Source organism: Paracoccus marcusii (genome assembly GCF_006151785.1).
Taxonomy (GTDB): domain Bacteria; phylum Pseudomonadota; class Alphaproteobacteria; order Rhodobacterales; family Rhodobacteraceae; genus Paracoccus; species Paracoccus marcusii.
The window spans coordinates 14,379-29,364 of the sequence record NZ_VDDD01000007.1 but is presented as its reverse complement, the minus strand read 5'-3'; the positions used below and the strand labels follow the sequence as shown (position 1 = coordinate 29,364).

The following is a 14,986-nucleotide window of genomic DNA, read 5'->3' as shown; positions in this document are numbered from 1 at the left end:
CTGGGTGCAAGCGGCCTAGTCCTGGTCGGCCAATGCGCGTTCCAGTTCCGGCAGGAATCGCGTCTGGTAATCGGCATCGACCAGCGGGCCGGCGAACCGGTACAGAACCGTCCCGTCGCCATCGACGATGAAGGTTTCCGGCGGCGCGGTCACGCCCCAGTCGATGGCTGCCCGTCCGCGCGGATCGGTCGCCAGCGCCGCGAAGGGGTCGCCGTCGGCAGACAGGAACTGCAGCGCGTTGGCCTCGACATCGCGCAGATCGACGCCATAGACGGGCAGCTGTGCGGACAGCGCCATCAGGGTCGGATGTTCGATCCGGCAGGGCGGGCACCAGCTGGCCCAGAAGTTCACCAGCTTGACCCCCGGCTCGCGCAGCATCGCGTCGGTCAGCTGGGTCTTGCCGGGCAGCGTCGTGGCCGGCACGGGCGGCGCCTGACGCCCGATCATGGCCGACGGTACGCTGCCAGGATCATCGCGGTTCATGCCCCACAGGAAGGTCGCGGCCAGCGCCGCGAAGGCCAGCGGGGGCAGCAGCATCAGCGGCGCGATCCTAGCCATTGCGCTCGAACTCCTGCAGGGCGCGGCGGGCGCGGGCATTGGCCGCGACGGTGTGCCAGACCAGCCCCGCGATCAGCACGATGCTGACCCCATAGGCGGCCAGCACGGTGCCGGCATACCGTCCAAGATCGATCATGCGCGCATCTCCCTGGCTTGCAGCGCGGCCAGGCGGCGCTTGCGGATTTCGGTTCGGGTGCGGATCAGGATCAGCGCCAGCGTCAGCAGGAAGAACCCCAGCATCGACAGGTACAGCGGGTGGCGATAGACGGCCGACATCCGCTCTCCCGGGGCGACGGACAGGCTGGCGCCCTGGTGCAGGCCTTGGTTCCAGAACAGCACCGCATAGCGTGACAGCAGGGCAAAGACCGACCCCACCAGGCACAGTACGCCCGTCAGGTCGGCGGCGCTGTCGGGATCCTCGACCGATGCCCAGAGCGCGATATAGCCGATGTAGAACAGGAACAGGATCAGGAACGAGGTCAGGCGCGGGTCCCATTCCCACCACGTCCCCCACATCGGTTGACCCCAGATGGCCCCGGTCGCCAGCGCGATCAGTGTCATCACCGCCCCGATGGGGGCCGCGGCCCGGGCGGCCAGCGCGCTGACATGGTGGCGGCGGATGATCCAGATCAGCGACGCGACCAGCATCATCACCCAGATGTTGATGGCCATCATCGCGGCGGGCACGTGCAGGAAGACAATCTTGACCGTCGATCCCTGGCGGAAATCCTCGGGCGTCATGAAGCCCCAGACCACCCCGCCCACGCAGCAGATCGCGGCGCTGCCGACCAGCCAGGGCAAGGCCCCTTCGGTGGTGCGCATGAACTTGGCGGGGTTTGCGTATTCCCAGATCGACATGTGTCCGTGTATTCCCTGTTTTCCCCGCGCCCTCAAGGGCGTCTCACCGCAGATTGACGCGCAGCGCCGCCGCTGCCGCCAGCGGGATCAGCGCCAGCACCGCCAGCGTGATGCCCGCCAGGAACACCAGCGGCGTGCCGATGGCCTGCCCCTCGACCCCGCGGCGGGTGATCTCGGCGCCGAAGATCAGTGTGGGGATATACAGCGGCAGGACCAACAGCGACAAAAGCAGCCCCCCCCGGCGCAGACCGACGGTGATCGCCGCCCCGAAGGCCCCCAGCATCGACAGCGCCGGCGTGCCCAGGGCCAGCGACAGCACCAGCGCCGGCACGGCCTGCAGCGGCAGGTGCAGCAGCAGCCCGAAGATCGGGGCGGCCAGCACCAGCGGCAGGCCGGTGGTGATCCAATGGGCCAGAGCCTTGATCGCGACCGCCCCCTCCAGCGGCAGGGGGGCGGTGGCCAGCAGGTCCAGGCTGCCGTCCTCGTGATCCAGCGCAAAGATGCGATCCAGCGACAGAAGGCATGCCAGCAGCGCCCCGACCCACAGGATGCCCGGCGCCACGGGGGCCAGCGTGGCGCGGTCCGGACCGACACCAAAGGGCACCAGCGCCGACAGGATCAGGAAGAACGCGACGCCCAGGCCGAATCCGCCGCCCGCCCGCGTGGCCAGACGCAGGTCGCGGATCAAGAGCGCGATCATCCGAACGCCTCGTTGAAGCCGGACGGCCGCGCGACGGGCGCGCCGGGCCGGGCGCGGAACGGGGTCAGGTCCAGGACGCGCGCCTGCGGCAGGGTCAGGTCGATATGCGTGGCGATCAGCGCCGCACCGCCCTGCCCCAGATGGTCGGCCACCACCTGCGCGAAGCGCGCGACCGAGGCGGCATCCAGCGACACCGTCGGCTCGTCCAGCACCCACAGCGGACGGCCTGTGACCAGCAGTCGCGCCAGCCCCAGTCTGCGTTTCTGCCCCGCCGACAGCGCCGCGGCGGGACGCGTGGCCAGCGTGGTCAGGTCCATCGCGGCCAAGGCCCGATCGACGCCCTGCCCGCCAAAGACCCGCGCCCAGAATGTCAGGTTCTCGCGCGCCGTCAGGGCCGGTTTCAGCCCGTCGGCATGGGCGGCATAGGCGACGACGTCGTCGGCCATGTCGATCCGCCCTGCGACGGGGGATTGCAGCCCCGCGACCGTGCGCAGCAGCGTGGTCTTGCCCAGCCCGTTCGGGCCGCGCAGGATCAGCGCCTGACCGGGGTCCAGAGCAAAGCTGACGCCCTCGACCGTCCGCAGACCTCCGCGCGCGACGGCAAGGTCATGGACGGCCAGCAGGCTCACACGGGGATCAGGGCGCAGGCGACGCGCCGCCCTTCGGACAGGGTGACGTTGTAGGTGCGTGCCGCGGTGGCCGAGGCCATCGCCTCGACCCGCACGCCAAGCGCGTCCAGCTGCGCCGCCAGGTCGCGCGGGGCATAGCCGACGTGCGCCCCGAGGCCCAGGAACAGCACGTCCACGTGCCCGGCCAGCGCCAGCAGCGGGCCGGGATCGTCCAGCCCGCCCCAGGGCGTCACGCGATCGGCCTCGACCACCTGCGGACCCTGTTGGACCTTTCCGGCAATGCGGAAGAAGCCGGGTCCATAGCCGTCGACCGCGTTCTGGCCGGTGAAATCCGTGGGCGTCAGGGCGGGCATCAGACCTCCTCGGCGCCCTCGAAGGGGGACACGTTCTTCTTGGGACCGTCGCCATCCTTGGACCAGTCGCGTTTCACGCCCAGCCACAGAACGACGCTTTTGGCGACATAGACCGTGGAATAGGTGCCCACGAACACGCCCCACAGCATCGCGAAGACGAACCCGCGCACCACGTCGCCGCCCAGGACCAGCATCGCGGTCAGAGCGATGGCGGTGGTCACCGCGGTCATGACGGTCCGCGACAGCGTCTCGTTCACGGTCAGGTTCATGACGTCGATCAGCTTCATCGTCTTGAACTTGATCAGGTTCTCCCTCAGCCGGTCGAAGACCACGACGGTGTCGTTGACCGAGAAGCCCAATGTCGTCAGCAGCGCCGCGATGGTCGTCAGGTCGAACTTCATCTGGAACAGCGCGAAGACGCCGACGGTCAGGATGATGTCATGCAGAAGCGACACCACCGCGCCGACCGCGAACTGCCATTCGAACCGCAGCCAGATGTAGAGAAGGATGCCCACGGTCGCCGCCGCCACCGCCATGATGGCGGTGCGGATCAGTTCGGCCGACACCTTGGGTCCGACGGATTCGACCGAGGCGAAGGTCACCTGCGGATCGACCTGCTGCAACGCGGCCTCGACCTCGGCCAGCTGCTCGGGAGAGACCGATCCCGCCTCGTCCGTGGTGCCGATGCGGACCATGGCGACGTGGCGGTCGGCCCCGAAGGACGGGTCGAACACCTCGGTGATCGAGACGTCGCTGAACCCCATGCCGTCCAGCGCTTGGCGATAGTCGCCGATGTCGAAGGCGGTGGTGCTTTCGGTGCGGATCGTCGTGCCGCCCCGGAAGTCGATGCCGTAGTTCAGCCCCATGAGGATCGTGGCCAGGATCGACACGACCACCGCCACGGCGGACGCCCCGACGGTCAGCCATTGCCAGCGGAAGAAGTCGATCCGGGTGACGTCGGGGACCAGTTTCAGACGGAAGGCCATGATTGCGTCCCCCTTACAGGTTCAGCTGGACGGGCTTGCGCCATTCCAGCCAGGTGAGGATCATCAGGCGCGTCAGGAAGATCGCCGTGAAGACCGAGGTGACCAGACCGATGGTCAGCGTGACGGCAAAGCCCTTGACCGGGCCCGAGCCCAGATAGAACATGACCGCCGCCGCGATGAAGCTGGTGACGTTGGCGTCCATGATCGCGCTCATCGCTTCGCGGAAGCCGTCCTCGATGGCGCGGAACGGTCGCTTGGCGCGGCGCAGCTCCTCGCGGATGCGCTCGAAGATGATGACGTTGGCGTCGACCGCGGTACCCACCGTCAGGACGATGCCCGCGATGCCCGGCAGGGTCAGGGTTGCGCCCATCATGCTCATGATCGACAGGATCAGGATGACGTTGACCGCGACCGCGATCGAGGCGAACACGCCGAACAGCCCATAGCTGGCGATCAGGTAGGCCGCGACCAGCCCGGTGGCGACGATGGCCGAAATGCGCCCGGCCTCGATGCTGTCCTGGCCCAGTTCGGGGCCGATGGTGCGTTCCTCGAGGAAGGTCAGCTCGGCCGGCAGGGCGCCGGCGCGCAGCAGGATCGACAGCTGGTTCGCCTGGTCGAAGTCCATCGATCCCGAGATCTGGCCCGATCCGCCGGTGATCGCCGAGCGGATGACCGGGGCCGAGATGACCTCGTTGTCCAGGACGATCGCGAAGGGCTGGCCGATATTGGCCGAGGTATAGGCCCCGAACGCCCGCGCCCCCGTCGGGTTGAAGCGGAAGTTGACCGAAGGCAGGCCGTTCTCGTCGCTGGCGGGCATGGCGTCCACCAGATCCTCGCCGGTGACGACGGGGCTTTGCTCCAGGATATAGAACAGGTTCGGCTGGTCGATGGACGGCGCGATCGTCTGGCCGACGCCGGGCTGGGCCTGCGGGTCGGCGGTGGTGCCCACGACCGGGTTGAAGGTCAGCTGCGCGGTGGTGCCGATCAGCTCCTTGAGTTCCGCGGCCGATCCGATGCCCGGCACCTGGATCAGGATCCGGTCCTCGCCCTGGCGGGTGATGGTGGGTTCACGCGTGCCGACCTCGTCGACGCGGCGGCGCACGATCTCCAGCGATTGCTGGATCGTACGGTCGTCGGTGACGGCCTTTTCGGCATCCGACAGCTGGATGGTCAGGGTCGCGCCCTGGGTGCTGATGGCCAGCGACTGCTGGCCCGCGCCGGTCAGCGTGGTGACGGGCGTGGAAAATCCGCGCACGATCTCGGTCGCGGCGGCCATCTGGTCGGCATTGCCGATCTCGATGGCCAGAACGCCGTCGGGGGAGGCCACGCGGCGGACCGATCCGACGGTGTCGCGGGCATCCGACAGCGCGCGGCGCAGTTCTGGCCACAGCGCATCCATGCGCGACTTGTAGACCTGGTCGACCTGCACCTCGCCCAGCAGATGGGCGCCGCCGCGCAGGTCCAGCCCCAGATTGACCAGATGCGACGGCATCCACGACGGCCACCCATCCCGCGCCGCGGCCAGTTCGGGCGTCTCGACGCCGGTGGCCTCGATCTGGGCCACGGCATCGTTATGCGCCTCGACGCGGGCGTAGAAGGCGTTGGGCAAGGCATATAGCAGGCCCAGAAGGCAGATCCCGAAAATCAGGACGCGCTTCCATCGGTCGATCTGAAGCATCTTGGCTAGGGCCTTTTCAGCTGTTTGCGGCGACAGGTTCGGTCTTGGTGACGACCTGTGCCAGGGTGCTGCGGATCACGCGGACACGCACGCCGGTCGCGATCTCGACCTCCAGCTCGTCCTCGCCCACCGACACGACCTTGCCCAGGATGCCGCCCTGGGTGACGACGCGGTCGCCCTTCTTGACGTTCTCGACCATCGTGCGATGTGCCTTCAGACGCTTCTGCTGGGGGCGGATCATCAGGAAGTACATGATCGCGAAGATCAGGATCAGCGGGATGAACTGCGCGAATGCAGCACCGGCACCGGCGCCGCCGGCGGCTTGGGCATAGGCGGGGGTCACGAACATCAAGGGTCCTTTCGGTCTGGGGGCGCGACCGGGGCCGCGTCAGGATTGGCGCGCAACCTAGCCGCGCTGTCCGCCCTTGGCAAGAAAGCGCCCGCCGCCTTGCTGGCAAGGGCGGCGAACGTCCTTGTGATCAGGGTTGCGCCGGCTGCGCCCGTTCGACCAGCCGCGCGAAGAAGCTGGCCCCGACCGGAGAGATCGCATCGTTGAAGTCATAGGCCGGGTGATGGACCCCCGCGCCGTCCCCCTGCCCCAGGAACAGATAGCAGCCGGGCCGCGCGTTCAGCATATAGCTGAAATCCTCGGCCCCCATCTCGCGGCCGGCGTCGGGATCGACATTGGCGGGGCCGGCGATCTCCTTGGCGACGCGCACGGCAAAGGCGGTCTGTTCGGCATCGTTGACCGTCGCGGGATAGCCTTCCTGATAGTTCAGGCGGATCTCCACGTCATAGGCCTGGGCCTGCCCGTCGCAGATCTGGGTCATGCGGCGGCGCACCATGTCGCGCACATGCGGCGCAAAGGTCCGCACCGTCCCGCAGATATAGGCCGTGTCCGGCACGATGTTGTCGGCGCTGCCGGTGTGGATCTGTGTGACCGACAGGGCCAGGTCGTCGGCGGTGTGATGGTTGCGGCTGCTGATCGTCTGGATCGCCTCGACCACGGCCACGGCGGCCACGATCGGGTCGGCGGTCAGGTGCGGCATCGCGCCATGCCCGCCGCGGCCCTGCACGTCGATCTCGAACGTGTCGACGGCGGCCATGATCGGACCGGGGGTGGTCTGGAAGCTGCCGGTCTGCTGGCCGGGATTGTTGTGCATCGCAAAGACGCGTTGGATGGCAAAGCGGTCCATCATCCCGTCCTGGACCATCGCGTCGCCGCCGCCGCCGTTCTCCTCGGCGGGCTGGAAGATCAGCGCGACGCGGCCGGCAAAGTTGCGCGTCTCGGCCAGGTACTTCGCGGCCCCCAGCAGCATCGTCGTATGCCCGTCATGCCCGCAGGCATGCATCCGCCCCGCCACGGTCGAGGCCCAGGGAAGGCCCGTCGTCTCGGTCATGGGCAGGGCGTCCATGTCGGCGCGCAGGCCGATGGTCGGGCCCTCTCCCTGCCCGCGGATGATCGCCACGATTCCGGTGCGGCCGATCCCCTCGTGGATCTCGTCCACGTCGAACTCGCGCAGGCGCGCCGCGACGAACGCGGCGGTCTGGCCGCAGTCGAAGCCCAGTTCGGGATGCTGGTGCAGGTGGCGGCGCCATTCGGTCATCTGATCTGCGAAATCGGCGATGCGGTTCAGAACGGGCATGTGGACTTGGGCCTTATGCTGTGGCAGTCGATGGGCCATCTTCCGCCTGACGAAGGGAATTGCAATGACCCTCGACCCCGCCGCGCAGATCACGCGTCTGCTGGACATCATGGCCGCCCTGCGCGACCCCAAGACCGGCTGCCCCTGGGATATCGAACAGGACTTCGCTTCGATCGCGCCCTACACGATCGAGGAGGCCCACGAGGTCGAGGACGCGATACAGCGCCAAGCCTGGGACGAGCTGCCCGGAGAGCTGGGCGACCTGCTGCTTCAGGTGGTGTTTCACGCCCAGATGGCGCGCGAGGCCGGGATGTTCGATTTCGCCGACTGTGCCGCCGCGATCAGCGACAAGCTGATCTTCCGGCATCCGCATGTCTTCGGCGACGAATCCCGCGACAAGTCCGCCGAACAGCAGGTCAAGGACTGGGAGGCGATCAAGGCCGTCGAACGGGCCGGCAAGGCCGAACGCGGCACGCTGGACGGGGTTGCCCTGGGTCTGCCCGCGCTGACGCGGGCACTTAAGCTGCAGAACCGGGCGGCGCGCGTGGGGTTTGACTGGCCCGGCCCTGCGGATGTCCTGGACAAGATCACCGAGGAAACGGCCGAGTTGGTCGAGGCCCGCGACACCCTGGGCCCCGACGCGATGGAGGAGGAGTTCGGCGACCTGCTGTTCGTCATGGCCAATCTGGGCCGCCACCTGAAGATCGACCCCGAACTGGCCCTGCGCCGCGCCAACGCCAAGTTCACGCGCCGCTTTGCTGCCATCGAGGCCGCGCTGGCCGCCGACGGCCGCCGCCCCGAGGACAGCGACCTGGCCGAGATGGACCGCCTGTGGAACGCGGCCAAGGTCGCGGAGAAGACCGCCGGTTAGGCCGGCGCGGCCTCGGTCACCTGCGCCAGGGCCGCGTCATAGACCTCGATCCCGCCCTTGGACGCCCCCTCGGACAGGGTGCGCTTCCAGGCGCGGGCGCCGGGCTGGCCGTGGAACAGGCCCAGCATGTGCCGCGTGAACTGGTGCAGCCGCCCGCCTTTGGCGATGTGATCGACGATCATCGGGCGCATCGCCACGGCGACCTCGGCCGGGGCGGCAAAGGGCGGAACGTCGCCCCACAGCGCATCCGCGCCGCCCAGGATGTTCCACGGTTCGTGATAGGCCGCGCGGCCGATCATCGCCCCGTCCATCACAGCAAGCTGGTCACGGGCCTGATCCAGCGTCGCGATGCCGCCGTTGATCGACAGATGCAGCGCCGGGAACTGCGCCTTCATCGCGTGGACCAGCGGATAGTCCAGCGGCGGGACCTCGCGGTTTTCCTTGGGGCTCAGGCCCTTGAGCCAGGCCTTGCGCGCGTGGATCGTCACCCGCCGGATGCCGCCCGTGCGCTGCAGCATGTCCAGAAACTCGGGCAGCACCTGTTCGGCCTGCTGGTCGTCCACCCCGATGCGGCACTTGACGGTCACGGGCACGGCGCTGGCGTCCTGCATGGCCGCCACGCAATCGGCGACCACCTGCGGCGTGGTCATCAGGATTGCGCCAAAGGCGCCGGACTGCACCCGGTCGCTTGGACAGCCGCAGTTCAGGTTGATCTCGTCATAACCCCAGGGGGCGGCCAGGCGCGTGGCCTGGGCCAGTTCCGCAGGGTCCGATCCGCCCAATTGCAGCGCCACCGGGTGTTCGGCGGCGTCATGATCCAGCAGGCGCGGCCGGTCGCCGTGGATGATCGCCGGCGCGGTCACCATCTCGGTGTACAGCAGCGCACGGCGCGACATCAGCCGGTGGAACCGCCGACAGTTGCGGTCGGTCCAGTCCATCATCGGCGCGACCGAAAGGCGCGCGGCATCACTGATCGGGTCGGGCATGGGCGGTCCGGGATTGCGGGTCAAGGCCGCCGATATAGGCGCCCGCGGCGAAAAGCGCAAACCGGCAAGGGAAATGGTGGGTGATAAGGGATTTGAACCCCTGACATCTTCGATGTGAACGAAGCGCTCTACCACTGAGCTAATCACCCGTCGGGCTGGTCATTACCGCCAGCCGCAGCCGGTTGCAAGAGGGCGATGCGCGTTTCGCCTAGCTGTTTTCCACGCCATCAGGCCGGTGGGGGGCACGGCGGCGCAGCCGCAGCGTGATGACATCGCCGCCGCGGGCGTCACGCTCCAGATTGATTCGCGCCCGCCCCAGGGGCGGTACCGCAAGGGTGTGCCCGGCGGACAGGACGATGCCAAGCTGCGCCAGCGTCGCCTCGATGATCGGGCGCGCATCGGTGCGCCGGGCGCCCGTCGCGGCCACGACCCGGTCGATGAAGTCTCGCTTCTGAACGACGATCGCCACATGCGGATCGTGCAGCACGGGCGTCGGGCCGTCGGCCCCGATGATTTCGGCTGGCATTGCTGTTCCCCCCCGTCAGGCAATGATGGGATCAGCCTAGCGCGATTTGACGTTGCGTCAATCTTTGTTAACGCCCGCCCGCGCCATGGAAAAAGGGCCGGGGATCGCCCCGGCCCTCTCCCTGTCAGTGCGCGACGGCGCTGCCCTGCCCATCGCTGCCGCGATGGTTGGCTAGCCGCGCGGCCTCGGCCGCCTCTTCGGCGGCCTCGTCCCACTCGATGGCCTTGGGTTGGCGCACCAGGGCGTGGCGCAGAACCTCGCGCACGTTGCTGACCGGAATGATGGTCAGGCCCTGTTTGACGTTGTCCGGGATCTCGACCAGATCCTTTTCATTGTCCTGCGGGATCAGCACCGTCTTGATGCCGCCACGCAGGGCCGCCAGCAGCTTTTCCTTCAGCCCGCCAATGGCCAGCACATTGCCGCGCAGCGTCACCTCGCCGGTCATGGCGATGTCCTTGCGGACCGCGATGCCGGTCATGACCGACACGACCGAGGTTACCATGGCGATGCCCGCCGACGGACCATCCTTGGGCGTGGCGCCCTCCGGGACGTGGACGTGGATGTCGCGCTTGTCGAACTCCGGGGGCCTGACCCCGATATCCGGCGCGATCGAGCGCACGAAGCTGGACGCCGCGTCGATCGATTCCTTCATCACCTCGCCTAGTTTGCCGGTGGTCTTGACGCGACCCTTGCCCGGCAGGCGCAGCGCCTCGATCTGCAGCAGATCGCCCCCGACCGAGGTCCAGGCAAGACCCGTCACCACGCCGACCTGGTCCTCCTTCTCGGCCAGGCCATAGCGGTGGCGGCGCACGCCGAGGTATTCCTCGACCTTCTCTGGCGTCACCTCGACCGATTTGACCTTGCCCTTCAGGATCTCGGTCACGGCCTTGCGGGCCAGCTTGGCGATCTCACGCTCCAGCGAGCGAACCCCGGCCTCGCGGGTGTAATACCGGATCATGTGGGTCAGGGCCTCGTCCGAGACACTGAACTCTCCCTTGCGCAGACCGTTCGCGGCGATCTGCTTGGACAGCAGATGGCCCTTGGCGATCTCTCGCTTTTCATCCTCGGTATAGCCCGACAGGCTGATGATCTCCATGCGGTCCAGAAGCGGGCCCGGCATGTTGTAGCTGTTGGCCGTGGTCACGAACATCACGTTCGACAGATCGTATTCCACCTCAAGATAGTGGTCCACGAAGGTCGAGTTCTGTTCCGGATCCAGCACCTCCAGCATGGCGGATGCCGGATCGCCCCGGAAATCCTGGCCCATCTTGTCGATCTCATCCAGAAGGATCAGCGGGTTGGTCGTCTTGGCCTTCTTCAGCGCCTGGATGATCTTGCCCGGCATGGAGCCGATATAGGTCCGGCGATGACCGCGGATCTCGGACTCGTCGCGCACGCCGCCAAGGCTGATGCGGATGAACTCGCGCCCCGTCGCCTTGGCGATGGACCGTCCAAGCGAGGTCTTGCCCACGCCCGGAGGACCGACTAGCGTCAGGATCGGGCCCTTCAGCTTCTGGCTGCGGGCCTGCACGGCCAGATACTCGACGATCCGCTCCTTGACCTTGTCCAGACCATAGTGGTCCGCGTCCAGAATCGCCTCGGCGCGGCCAAGATCCTTGCGGGTGCGCGACTTGACACCCCAGGGTAGCGACAGCAGCCAGTCCAGGTAGTTGCGGCTGACGGTCGCCTCGGCCGACATGGGTGACATCGACTTCAGCTTCTTCAGCTCGCCCTCGGCCTTATCGCGGGCCTCCTTGCTGAACTTGGTGGCGGCGATCTTCTGCTCCAGCTCGGCCAGTTCGTTCTGGCCGTCCTCGCCATCGCCCAGCTCCTTCTGGATCGCCTTCATCTGCTCGTTCAGATAGTATTCGCGCTGAGTCTTCTCCATCTGGGTCTTGACGCGCGACTTGATCTTCTTCTCGACCTGCAGGACAGACATCTCTCCCTGCATGTGGCCATAGATCTTCTCAAGGCGTGCCGCGACCTCCAGCGTGTCCAGCAGGTCCTGCTTGCGCTCCAGGTCGATGCCCATGTGTCCGGCGACAAGGTCGGCCAGCTTGCCGGGCTCGGACGCCTCGGACACGGCGGTCACGACCTCCTCGGGGATGTTCTTACGGACCTTGACGTAACGCTCGAACTCCTCGGTCACGGTACGCACCAGCGCGGCTACCGTGGCCTCATCGCCCATCGTCTCGTCCAGGACACGGGCCTCGGCCATGAAATGGTCGTCATGGGGCACGAAGTCGGTGATCTCGACACGCTCGCGGCCCTCGACCAGCACCTTCACGGTGCCGTCCGGCAGCTTGAGCAACTGCAGCACGTTGGCCAGAACACCGGCGCGGAAGATGCCCTCCTCGGTGGGCTCGTCGATGGCCGCGTCCTTCTGGGCGGCCAACAGGATCGGGCTGTCCGATTCCATCACGGCCTCCAGCGCGCGGACCGATTTCTCGCGTCCGACGAACAAGGGAACGATCATGTGCGGGAAGACGACGATATCCCGCAGGGGCAGCACCGGATAGGTCTGGGTGGTGAATTCCGTCATGGTATGTCCTTTCTGCCCGAAGCCGCGGCCCCGTCATGGCGACGCGCGGCCTCTGCATGCGATCAATCTAGGGGTGTCGCCCCCCGCGTTCAATATGACCGCAACAATGCCACCTATTTCGTCAGCGCGGAATGACAATCTCTGCCCGCAGACCGCCCAGACGCGGGCCGCGGCCAAGCCGCAGCTGCCCGCCATGCGCGCGCGCCACGTCCGCGGCGATCGCCAGGCCCAGCCCGGCCCCCTGCGCGCTGTTCCTGCGCCGCGACGGATCCAGCCGGGTAAAGGGCCGCATAGCCGCGTCCAGGCTGTCCTCCGGGATGCCGGGGCCGTCATCCTCGATCCCGATCCGCAGGCTGCGCGGGCCAAGCGAGGCGTCCATCTCGGCCCGGCTGCCGTAACGCACCGCGTTGCCGATCAGGTTCTCCAGCGCGCGGCGCAGCATGTCGGGGCGGAAGGTGGCCAACCCGTCCCGATCGCCCTCGAACTGGACTAGGCTGGCCTGCTGGCCGGCGCGTTGCGCGTCCGCCACCAGACCCTCCAGGAAACCCGCTGCGGCGATGGGCTGGGGCGCGCTGTCCTGCGCGTCGTCGCGGGCATAGTCCAGAAAGCCGTCGACCATGCGGTTCATCTCCGCGATGTCGGCCTCCATCGCGCTGATGTCACCGGGCTCAGGCGGCATGTCGGGCCCGATCATCGACAGCCCCAGCTTCATCCGCGTCAGCGGCGTGCGCAGGTCGTGGCTGATCCCAGACATCATCAGCTTTCGTTGGTCGTTCTGGCGCTCCAGCCGGTTGCGCATGTCCAGGAACGCGGTGCCCGCGCTGCGCAGCTCAACCGCCCCGGACGGGCGATAGGGCACGATCCGCCCCTTGCCGTATTCCTCGGCCGCATAGGCCAGCCGCCGGATCGGCCGCAGTTGATTGCGCAGGAAGATCATCGCGATCCCCGTCATCAGGACCGACGTGAACACCATCAGCACCAGCAGCTGGTGCGGGTTCGACGCGCTGACCCGCCGCCGCTCGAAGCTCAGCGCATAGGGTCCGTGCGGCCCGTCCAGCGCCACCGACACCCGCCGGTCGCTGCTGGCCAGATCGACCGAGATCACCTGCGGCAGCGCGTCGCGCAGCACCTCGGTCACCACCCGTCCCGAAAAATCGTAGAACAGCCGCCGATCCTCGGCAGGCGGATCGACCGGCAGCGCCAGTTCCAGCTCCAGCGGGCGCGCCACGGACACCCCGGCGCGCCGCGCCGCGTCGGGCGTCGCGGCACTGTCGATCAGCCGCGCGACGAAGGTCAGCTCGTGCGACATGCTGGCGGTCATCTGCCGGGTCACGCCCTCGAAATGGCGCTGCAGGAACATCACGCTGACCACAGTCGTCACCACCACGACCGGCAGGAACAGGATCAGCGCCGCGCGCGCATAGAGGCCCCGCGGGACCAGCTTGCGCATCTGCGTGGCGTCGGCATTGTTCGACATGGCGGCCTCCTGCGTTGCGCGCTAGGCTAGCCCCATGACCCCGCCTGCGAAAGAGCCGCTGCAGATCCTGGCCCCGAATCCGTCCCCCCTGACCGGGCCGGGCACGACCACCTTCCTGCTGGGCGACAGCCATGTCGCGGTGATCGACCCCGGCCCCGACGATCCCGCCCATATCGACGCCGTCGCCCGCGCCGGCCGCGGCCGCATCAGCCATATCCTGATCACGCACGCGCATCGCGACCACAGCGCCGGAGCCACACGCCTTTCCCGCCTGACCGGCGCCCCGGTGCTGGCCTTCGGCGATGCGCTGGCAGGGCGGTCGCCGCTGATGTCCCGCCTCGCGCTGGAGGGTCTTGGCGGGGGCGAGGGGCTGGACCACGCTTTCGCGCCCGACCGCCACCTGCGCGACCAGGAGGTGCTCACCACGCCCGACTGGTCGCTGACCGCGTGGCACACGCCAGGTCATGCGGCAGGGCACCTGTCATTCCAATGGGGTGACCGGATCTTCTGCGGTGACCTGGTGATGGGCTGGTCCTCGACGCTGATATCTCCGCCGGATGGGGACCTGGCGGAATACTTCCGCTCGCTGGAACGGCTGGCGGCACTGTCGCCGCGTGTTCTGCTGCCCACCCACGGGCCCGCGATCACGGCCCCGCAGGACCGGATCGCGGAACTGACGCGGCACCGCCGCGACCGCACGTCCCAGATCCTGGCCGCCCTGCGGGTCCGGCCCGATTCCGCGGCGGGCCTCGCGCGTCGCATCTATGCGGTGCCCGAACCGGTCCTTCCCATCGCCACGCGCAACGTCCTGGCCCATCTGATCGCCCTGTCCCAGATCGGAGCCGTTGATTTTCCCGGCGTTTTGACGATCGAAACGGTTTTTTCGACCGGATGACAAAAAACCCCAGAACGCCACTGGACGCCCCTGACCGAGGTTGCTATATCCGCCCCGTGTTCCGGCGTAGCTCAGCGGTAGAGCAGTTGACTGTTAATCAATTGGTCGTAGGTTCGATCCCTACCGCCGGAGCCAGACCTCTGTAAGTTCTTGAGTAGGTTTGGTTAAACACACAGGTGCCAGACAGACGGCACAGCATTCTCCCAATTTCGAAAATCTCCGCCGCGCCCTCAGGTCGACAGCTTGCACATCCAATCGACCGCCCCGCAGTCCTCCGACCG

Annotated in this window: 16 protein-coding genes and 2 tRNA genes; 3 read left to right on the top strand and 15 right to left on the bottom strand. The window is 67.6% G+C overall.

Translation table 11 applies throughout. The annotated features are described in order from the left end of the window. Positions 1–15 precede the first annotated feature (15 nt). From FHD68_RS02390 to FHD68_RS02345, 10 genes are all read right to left on the bottom strand, one after another. Positions 16–558: a DsbE family thiol:disulfide interchange protein gene (locus FHD68_RS02390; protein ID WP_240542525.1), complete on the bottom strand. Its 543-nt coding sequence runs from the start codon at positions 556–558 to the stop codon at positions 16–18. After that, the gene (gene ccmD, locus FHD68_RS02385; protein WP_045981131.1) at positions 551–694 is read right to left on the bottom strand and encodes a heme exporter protein CcmD; all 144 of its coding nucleotides are present in this window, start codon (positions 692–694) and stop codon (positions 551–553) included. Before ccmD ends, FHD68_RS02390 begins: the two co-directional genes overlap by 8 nt. Then, positions 691–1,416, bottom strand: a complete 726-nt coding sequence (locus FHD68_RS02380) for a heme ABC transporter permease (protein WP_127898151.1) — start codon at positions 1,414–1,416, stop codon at positions 691–693. Before FHD68_RS02380 ends, ccmD begins: the two co-directional genes overlap by 4 nt. A gap of 43 nt (positions 1,417–1,459) precedes the next feature. Beyond that, positions 1,460–2,116 (bottom strand): heme exporter protein CcmB, encoded by a 657-nt coding sequence (gene ccmB, locus FHD68_RS02375; RefSeq protein ID WP_127898150.1) that lies wholly within the window; start codon positions 2,114–2,116, stop codon positions 1,460–1,462. Next, complete coding sequence (gene ccmA, locus FHD68_RS02370) at positions 2,113–2,745, bottom strand: heme ABC exporter ATP-binding protein CcmA (protein ID WP_045981128.1); 633 nt, start codon at positions 2,743–2,745, stop codon at positions 2,113–2,115. Before ccmA ends, ccmB begins: the two co-directional genes overlap by 4 nt. Continuing rightward, on the bottom strand, positions 2,742–3,098 hold the full coding sequence (locus FHD68_RS02365; RefSeq protein ID WP_127898149.1) for an Mth938-like domain-containing protein: 357 nt from the start codon (positions 3,096–3,098) through the stop codon (positions 2,742–2,744). Before FHD68_RS02365 ends, ccmA begins: the two co-directional genes overlap by 4 nt. Further along, positions 3,098–4,084: a protein translocase subunit SecF gene (gene secF / locus FHD68_RS02360; RefSeq protein WP_127898148.1), complete on the bottom strand. Its 987-nt coding sequence runs from the start codon at positions 4,082–4,084 to the stop codon at positions 3,098–3,100. The genes FHD68_RS02365 and secF overlap by 1 nt, the downstream gene beginning before the upstream one ends. A gap of 13 nt (positions 4,085–4,097) precedes the next feature. Next, positions 4,098–5,762 (bottom strand): protein translocase subunit SecD, encoded by a 1,665-nt coding sequence (gene secD / locus FHD68_RS02355; RefSeq protein WP_045981125.1) that lies wholly within the window; start codon positions 5,760–5,762, stop codon positions 4,098–4,100. 16 nt (positions 5,763–5,778) lie between these two features. Continuing rightward, positions 5,779–6,111: a preprotein translocase subunit YajC gene (gene yajC, locus FHD68_RS02350; RefSeq protein ID WP_045981124.1), complete on the bottom strand. Its 333-nt coding sequence runs from the start codon at positions 6,109–6,111 to the stop codon at positions 5,779–5,781. Between the two features lie 130 nt (positions 6,112–6,241). Further along, on the bottom strand, positions 6,242–7,408 hold the full coding sequence (locus FHD68_RS02345) for a M20 aminoacylase family protein (protein ID WP_127898147.1): 1,167 nt from the start codon (positions 7,406–7,408) through the stop codon (positions 6,242–6,244). Positions 7,409–7,472: 64 nt separating this feature from the next. Between FHD68_RS02345 and mazG the strand changes: the two genes are divergently transcribed. Continuing rightward, complete coding sequence (gene mazG / locus FHD68_RS02340) at positions 7,473–8,279, top strand: nucleoside triphosphate pyrophosphohydrolase (protein ID WP_045981122.1); 807 nt, start codon at positions 7,473–7,475, stop codon at positions 8,277–8,279. Here mazG and dusA read toward each other — a convergent pair. The 5 genes from dusA to FHD68_RS02315 all read right to left on the bottom strand — a co-directional run bounded on the left by dusA (position 8,276) and on the right by FHD68_RS02315 (position 13,810). Then, a complete protein-coding gene (gene dusA, locus FHD68_RS02335; protein WP_127898146.1) occupies positions 8,276–9,265 on the bottom strand; it encodes a tRNA dihydrouridine(20/20a) synthase DusA in 990 nt (329 codons plus the stop codon). The genes mazG and dusA overlap by 4 nt on opposite strands. Before the next feature lie 74 nt (positions 9,266–9,339). After that, positions 9,340–9,414: transfer RNA gene (locus FHD68_RS02330), tRNA-Val, on the bottom strand. A gap of 59 nt (positions 9,415–9,473) precedes the next feature. Next, positions 9,474–9,791 (bottom strand): hypothetical protein, encoded by a 318-nt coding sequence (locus FHD68_RS02325; RefSeq protein WP_045982246.1) that lies wholly within the window; start codon positions 9,789–9,791, stop codon positions 9,474–9,476. Positions 9,792–9,915: 124 nt separating this feature from the next. Beyond that, on the bottom strand, positions 9,916–12,333 hold the full coding sequence (gene lon, locus FHD68_RS02320; protein WP_045999536.1) for an endopeptidase La: 2,418 nt from the start codon (positions 12,331–12,333) through the stop codon (positions 9,916–9,918). A 121-nt stretch (positions 12,334–12,454) separates the two neighbouring features. Continuing rightward, positions 12,455–13,810: an ATP-binding protein gene (locus tag FHD68_RS02315; RefSeq protein ID WP_240542524.1), complete on the bottom strand. Its 1,356-nt coding sequence runs from the start codon at positions 13,808–13,810 to the stop codon at positions 12,455–12,457. A 34-nt stretch (positions 13,811–13,844) separates the two neighbouring features. On the opposite strand from FHD68_RS02315, the gene FHD68_RS02310 reads away from it, so the two are divergent. Together FHD68_RS02310 and FHD68_RS02305 are read left to right on the top strand one after the other, a co-directional pair. After that, positions 13,845–14,705, top strand: coding sequence for an MBL fold metallo-hydrolase (locus tag FHD68_RS02310; RefSeq protein WP_127898145.1), 861 nt, complete (start codon positions 13,845–13,847; stop codon positions 14,703–14,705). Between the two features lie 60 nt (positions 14,706–14,765). Next, a tRNA-Asn gene (locus FHD68_RS02305) sits at positions 14,766–14,840 on the top strand. Positions 14,841–14,986 lie beyond the last annotated feature (146 nt).

Coding starts and splice junctions, on each gene's coding strand:
- FHD68_RS02390 (WP_240542525.1), bottom strand. CDS start 558: ATGGCTAGGATCGCGCCGCTGATGCTGCTGCCCCCGCTGGCCTTCGCG.
- ccmD (WP_045981131.1), bottom strand. CDS start 694: ATGATCGATCTTGGACGGTATGCCGGCACCGTGCTGGCCGCCTATGGG.
- FHD68_RS02380 (WP_127898151.1), bottom strand. CDS start 1,416: ATGTCGATCTGGGAATACGCAAACCCCGCCAAGTTCATGCGCACCACC.
- ccmB (WP_127898150.1), bottom strand. CDS start 2,116: ATGATCGCGCTCTTGATCCGCGACCTGCGTCTGGCCACGCGGGCGGGC.
- FHD68_RS02365 (WP_127898149.1), bottom strand. CDS start 3,098: ATGCCCGCCCTGACGCCCACGGATTTCACCGGCCAGAACGCGGTCGAC.
- secF (WP_127898148.1), bottom strand. CDS start 4,084: ATGGCCTTCCGTCTGAAACTGGTCCCCGACGTCACCCGGATCGACTTC.
- secD (WP_045981125.1), bottom strand. CDS start 5,762: ATGCTTCAGATCGACCGATGGAAGCGCGTCCTGATTTTCGGGATCTGC.
- yajC (WP_045981124.1), bottom strand. CDS start 6,111: ATGTTCGTGACCCCCGCCTATGCCCAAGCCGCCGGCGGCGCCGGTGCC.
- FHD68_RS02345 (WP_127898147.1), bottom strand. CDS start 7,408: ATGCCCGTTCTGAACCGCATCGCCGATTTCGCAGATCAGATGACCGAA.
- mazG (WP_045981122.1), top strand. CDS start 7,473: ATGACCCTCGACCCCGCCGCGCAGATCACGCGTCTGCTGGACATCATG.
- dusA (WP_127898146.1), bottom strand. CDS start 9,265: ATGCCCGACCCGATCAGTGATGCCGCGCGCCTTTCGGTCGCGCCGATG.
- FHD68_RS02325 (WP_045982246.1), bottom strand. CDS start 9,791: ATGCCAGCCGAAATCATCGGGGCCGACGGCCCGACGCCCGTGCTGCAC.
- lon (WP_045999536.1), bottom strand. CDS start 12,333: ATGACGGAATTCACCACCCAGACCTATCCGGTGCTGCCCCTGCGGGAT.
- FHD68_RS02315 (WP_240542524.1), bottom strand. CDS start 13,810: ATGTCGAACAATGCCGACGCCACGCAGATGCGCAAGCTGGTCCCGCGG.
- FHD68_RS02310 (WP_127898145.1), top strand. CDS start 13,845: ATGACCCCGCCTGCGAAAGAGCCGCTGCAGATCCTGGCCCCGAATCCG.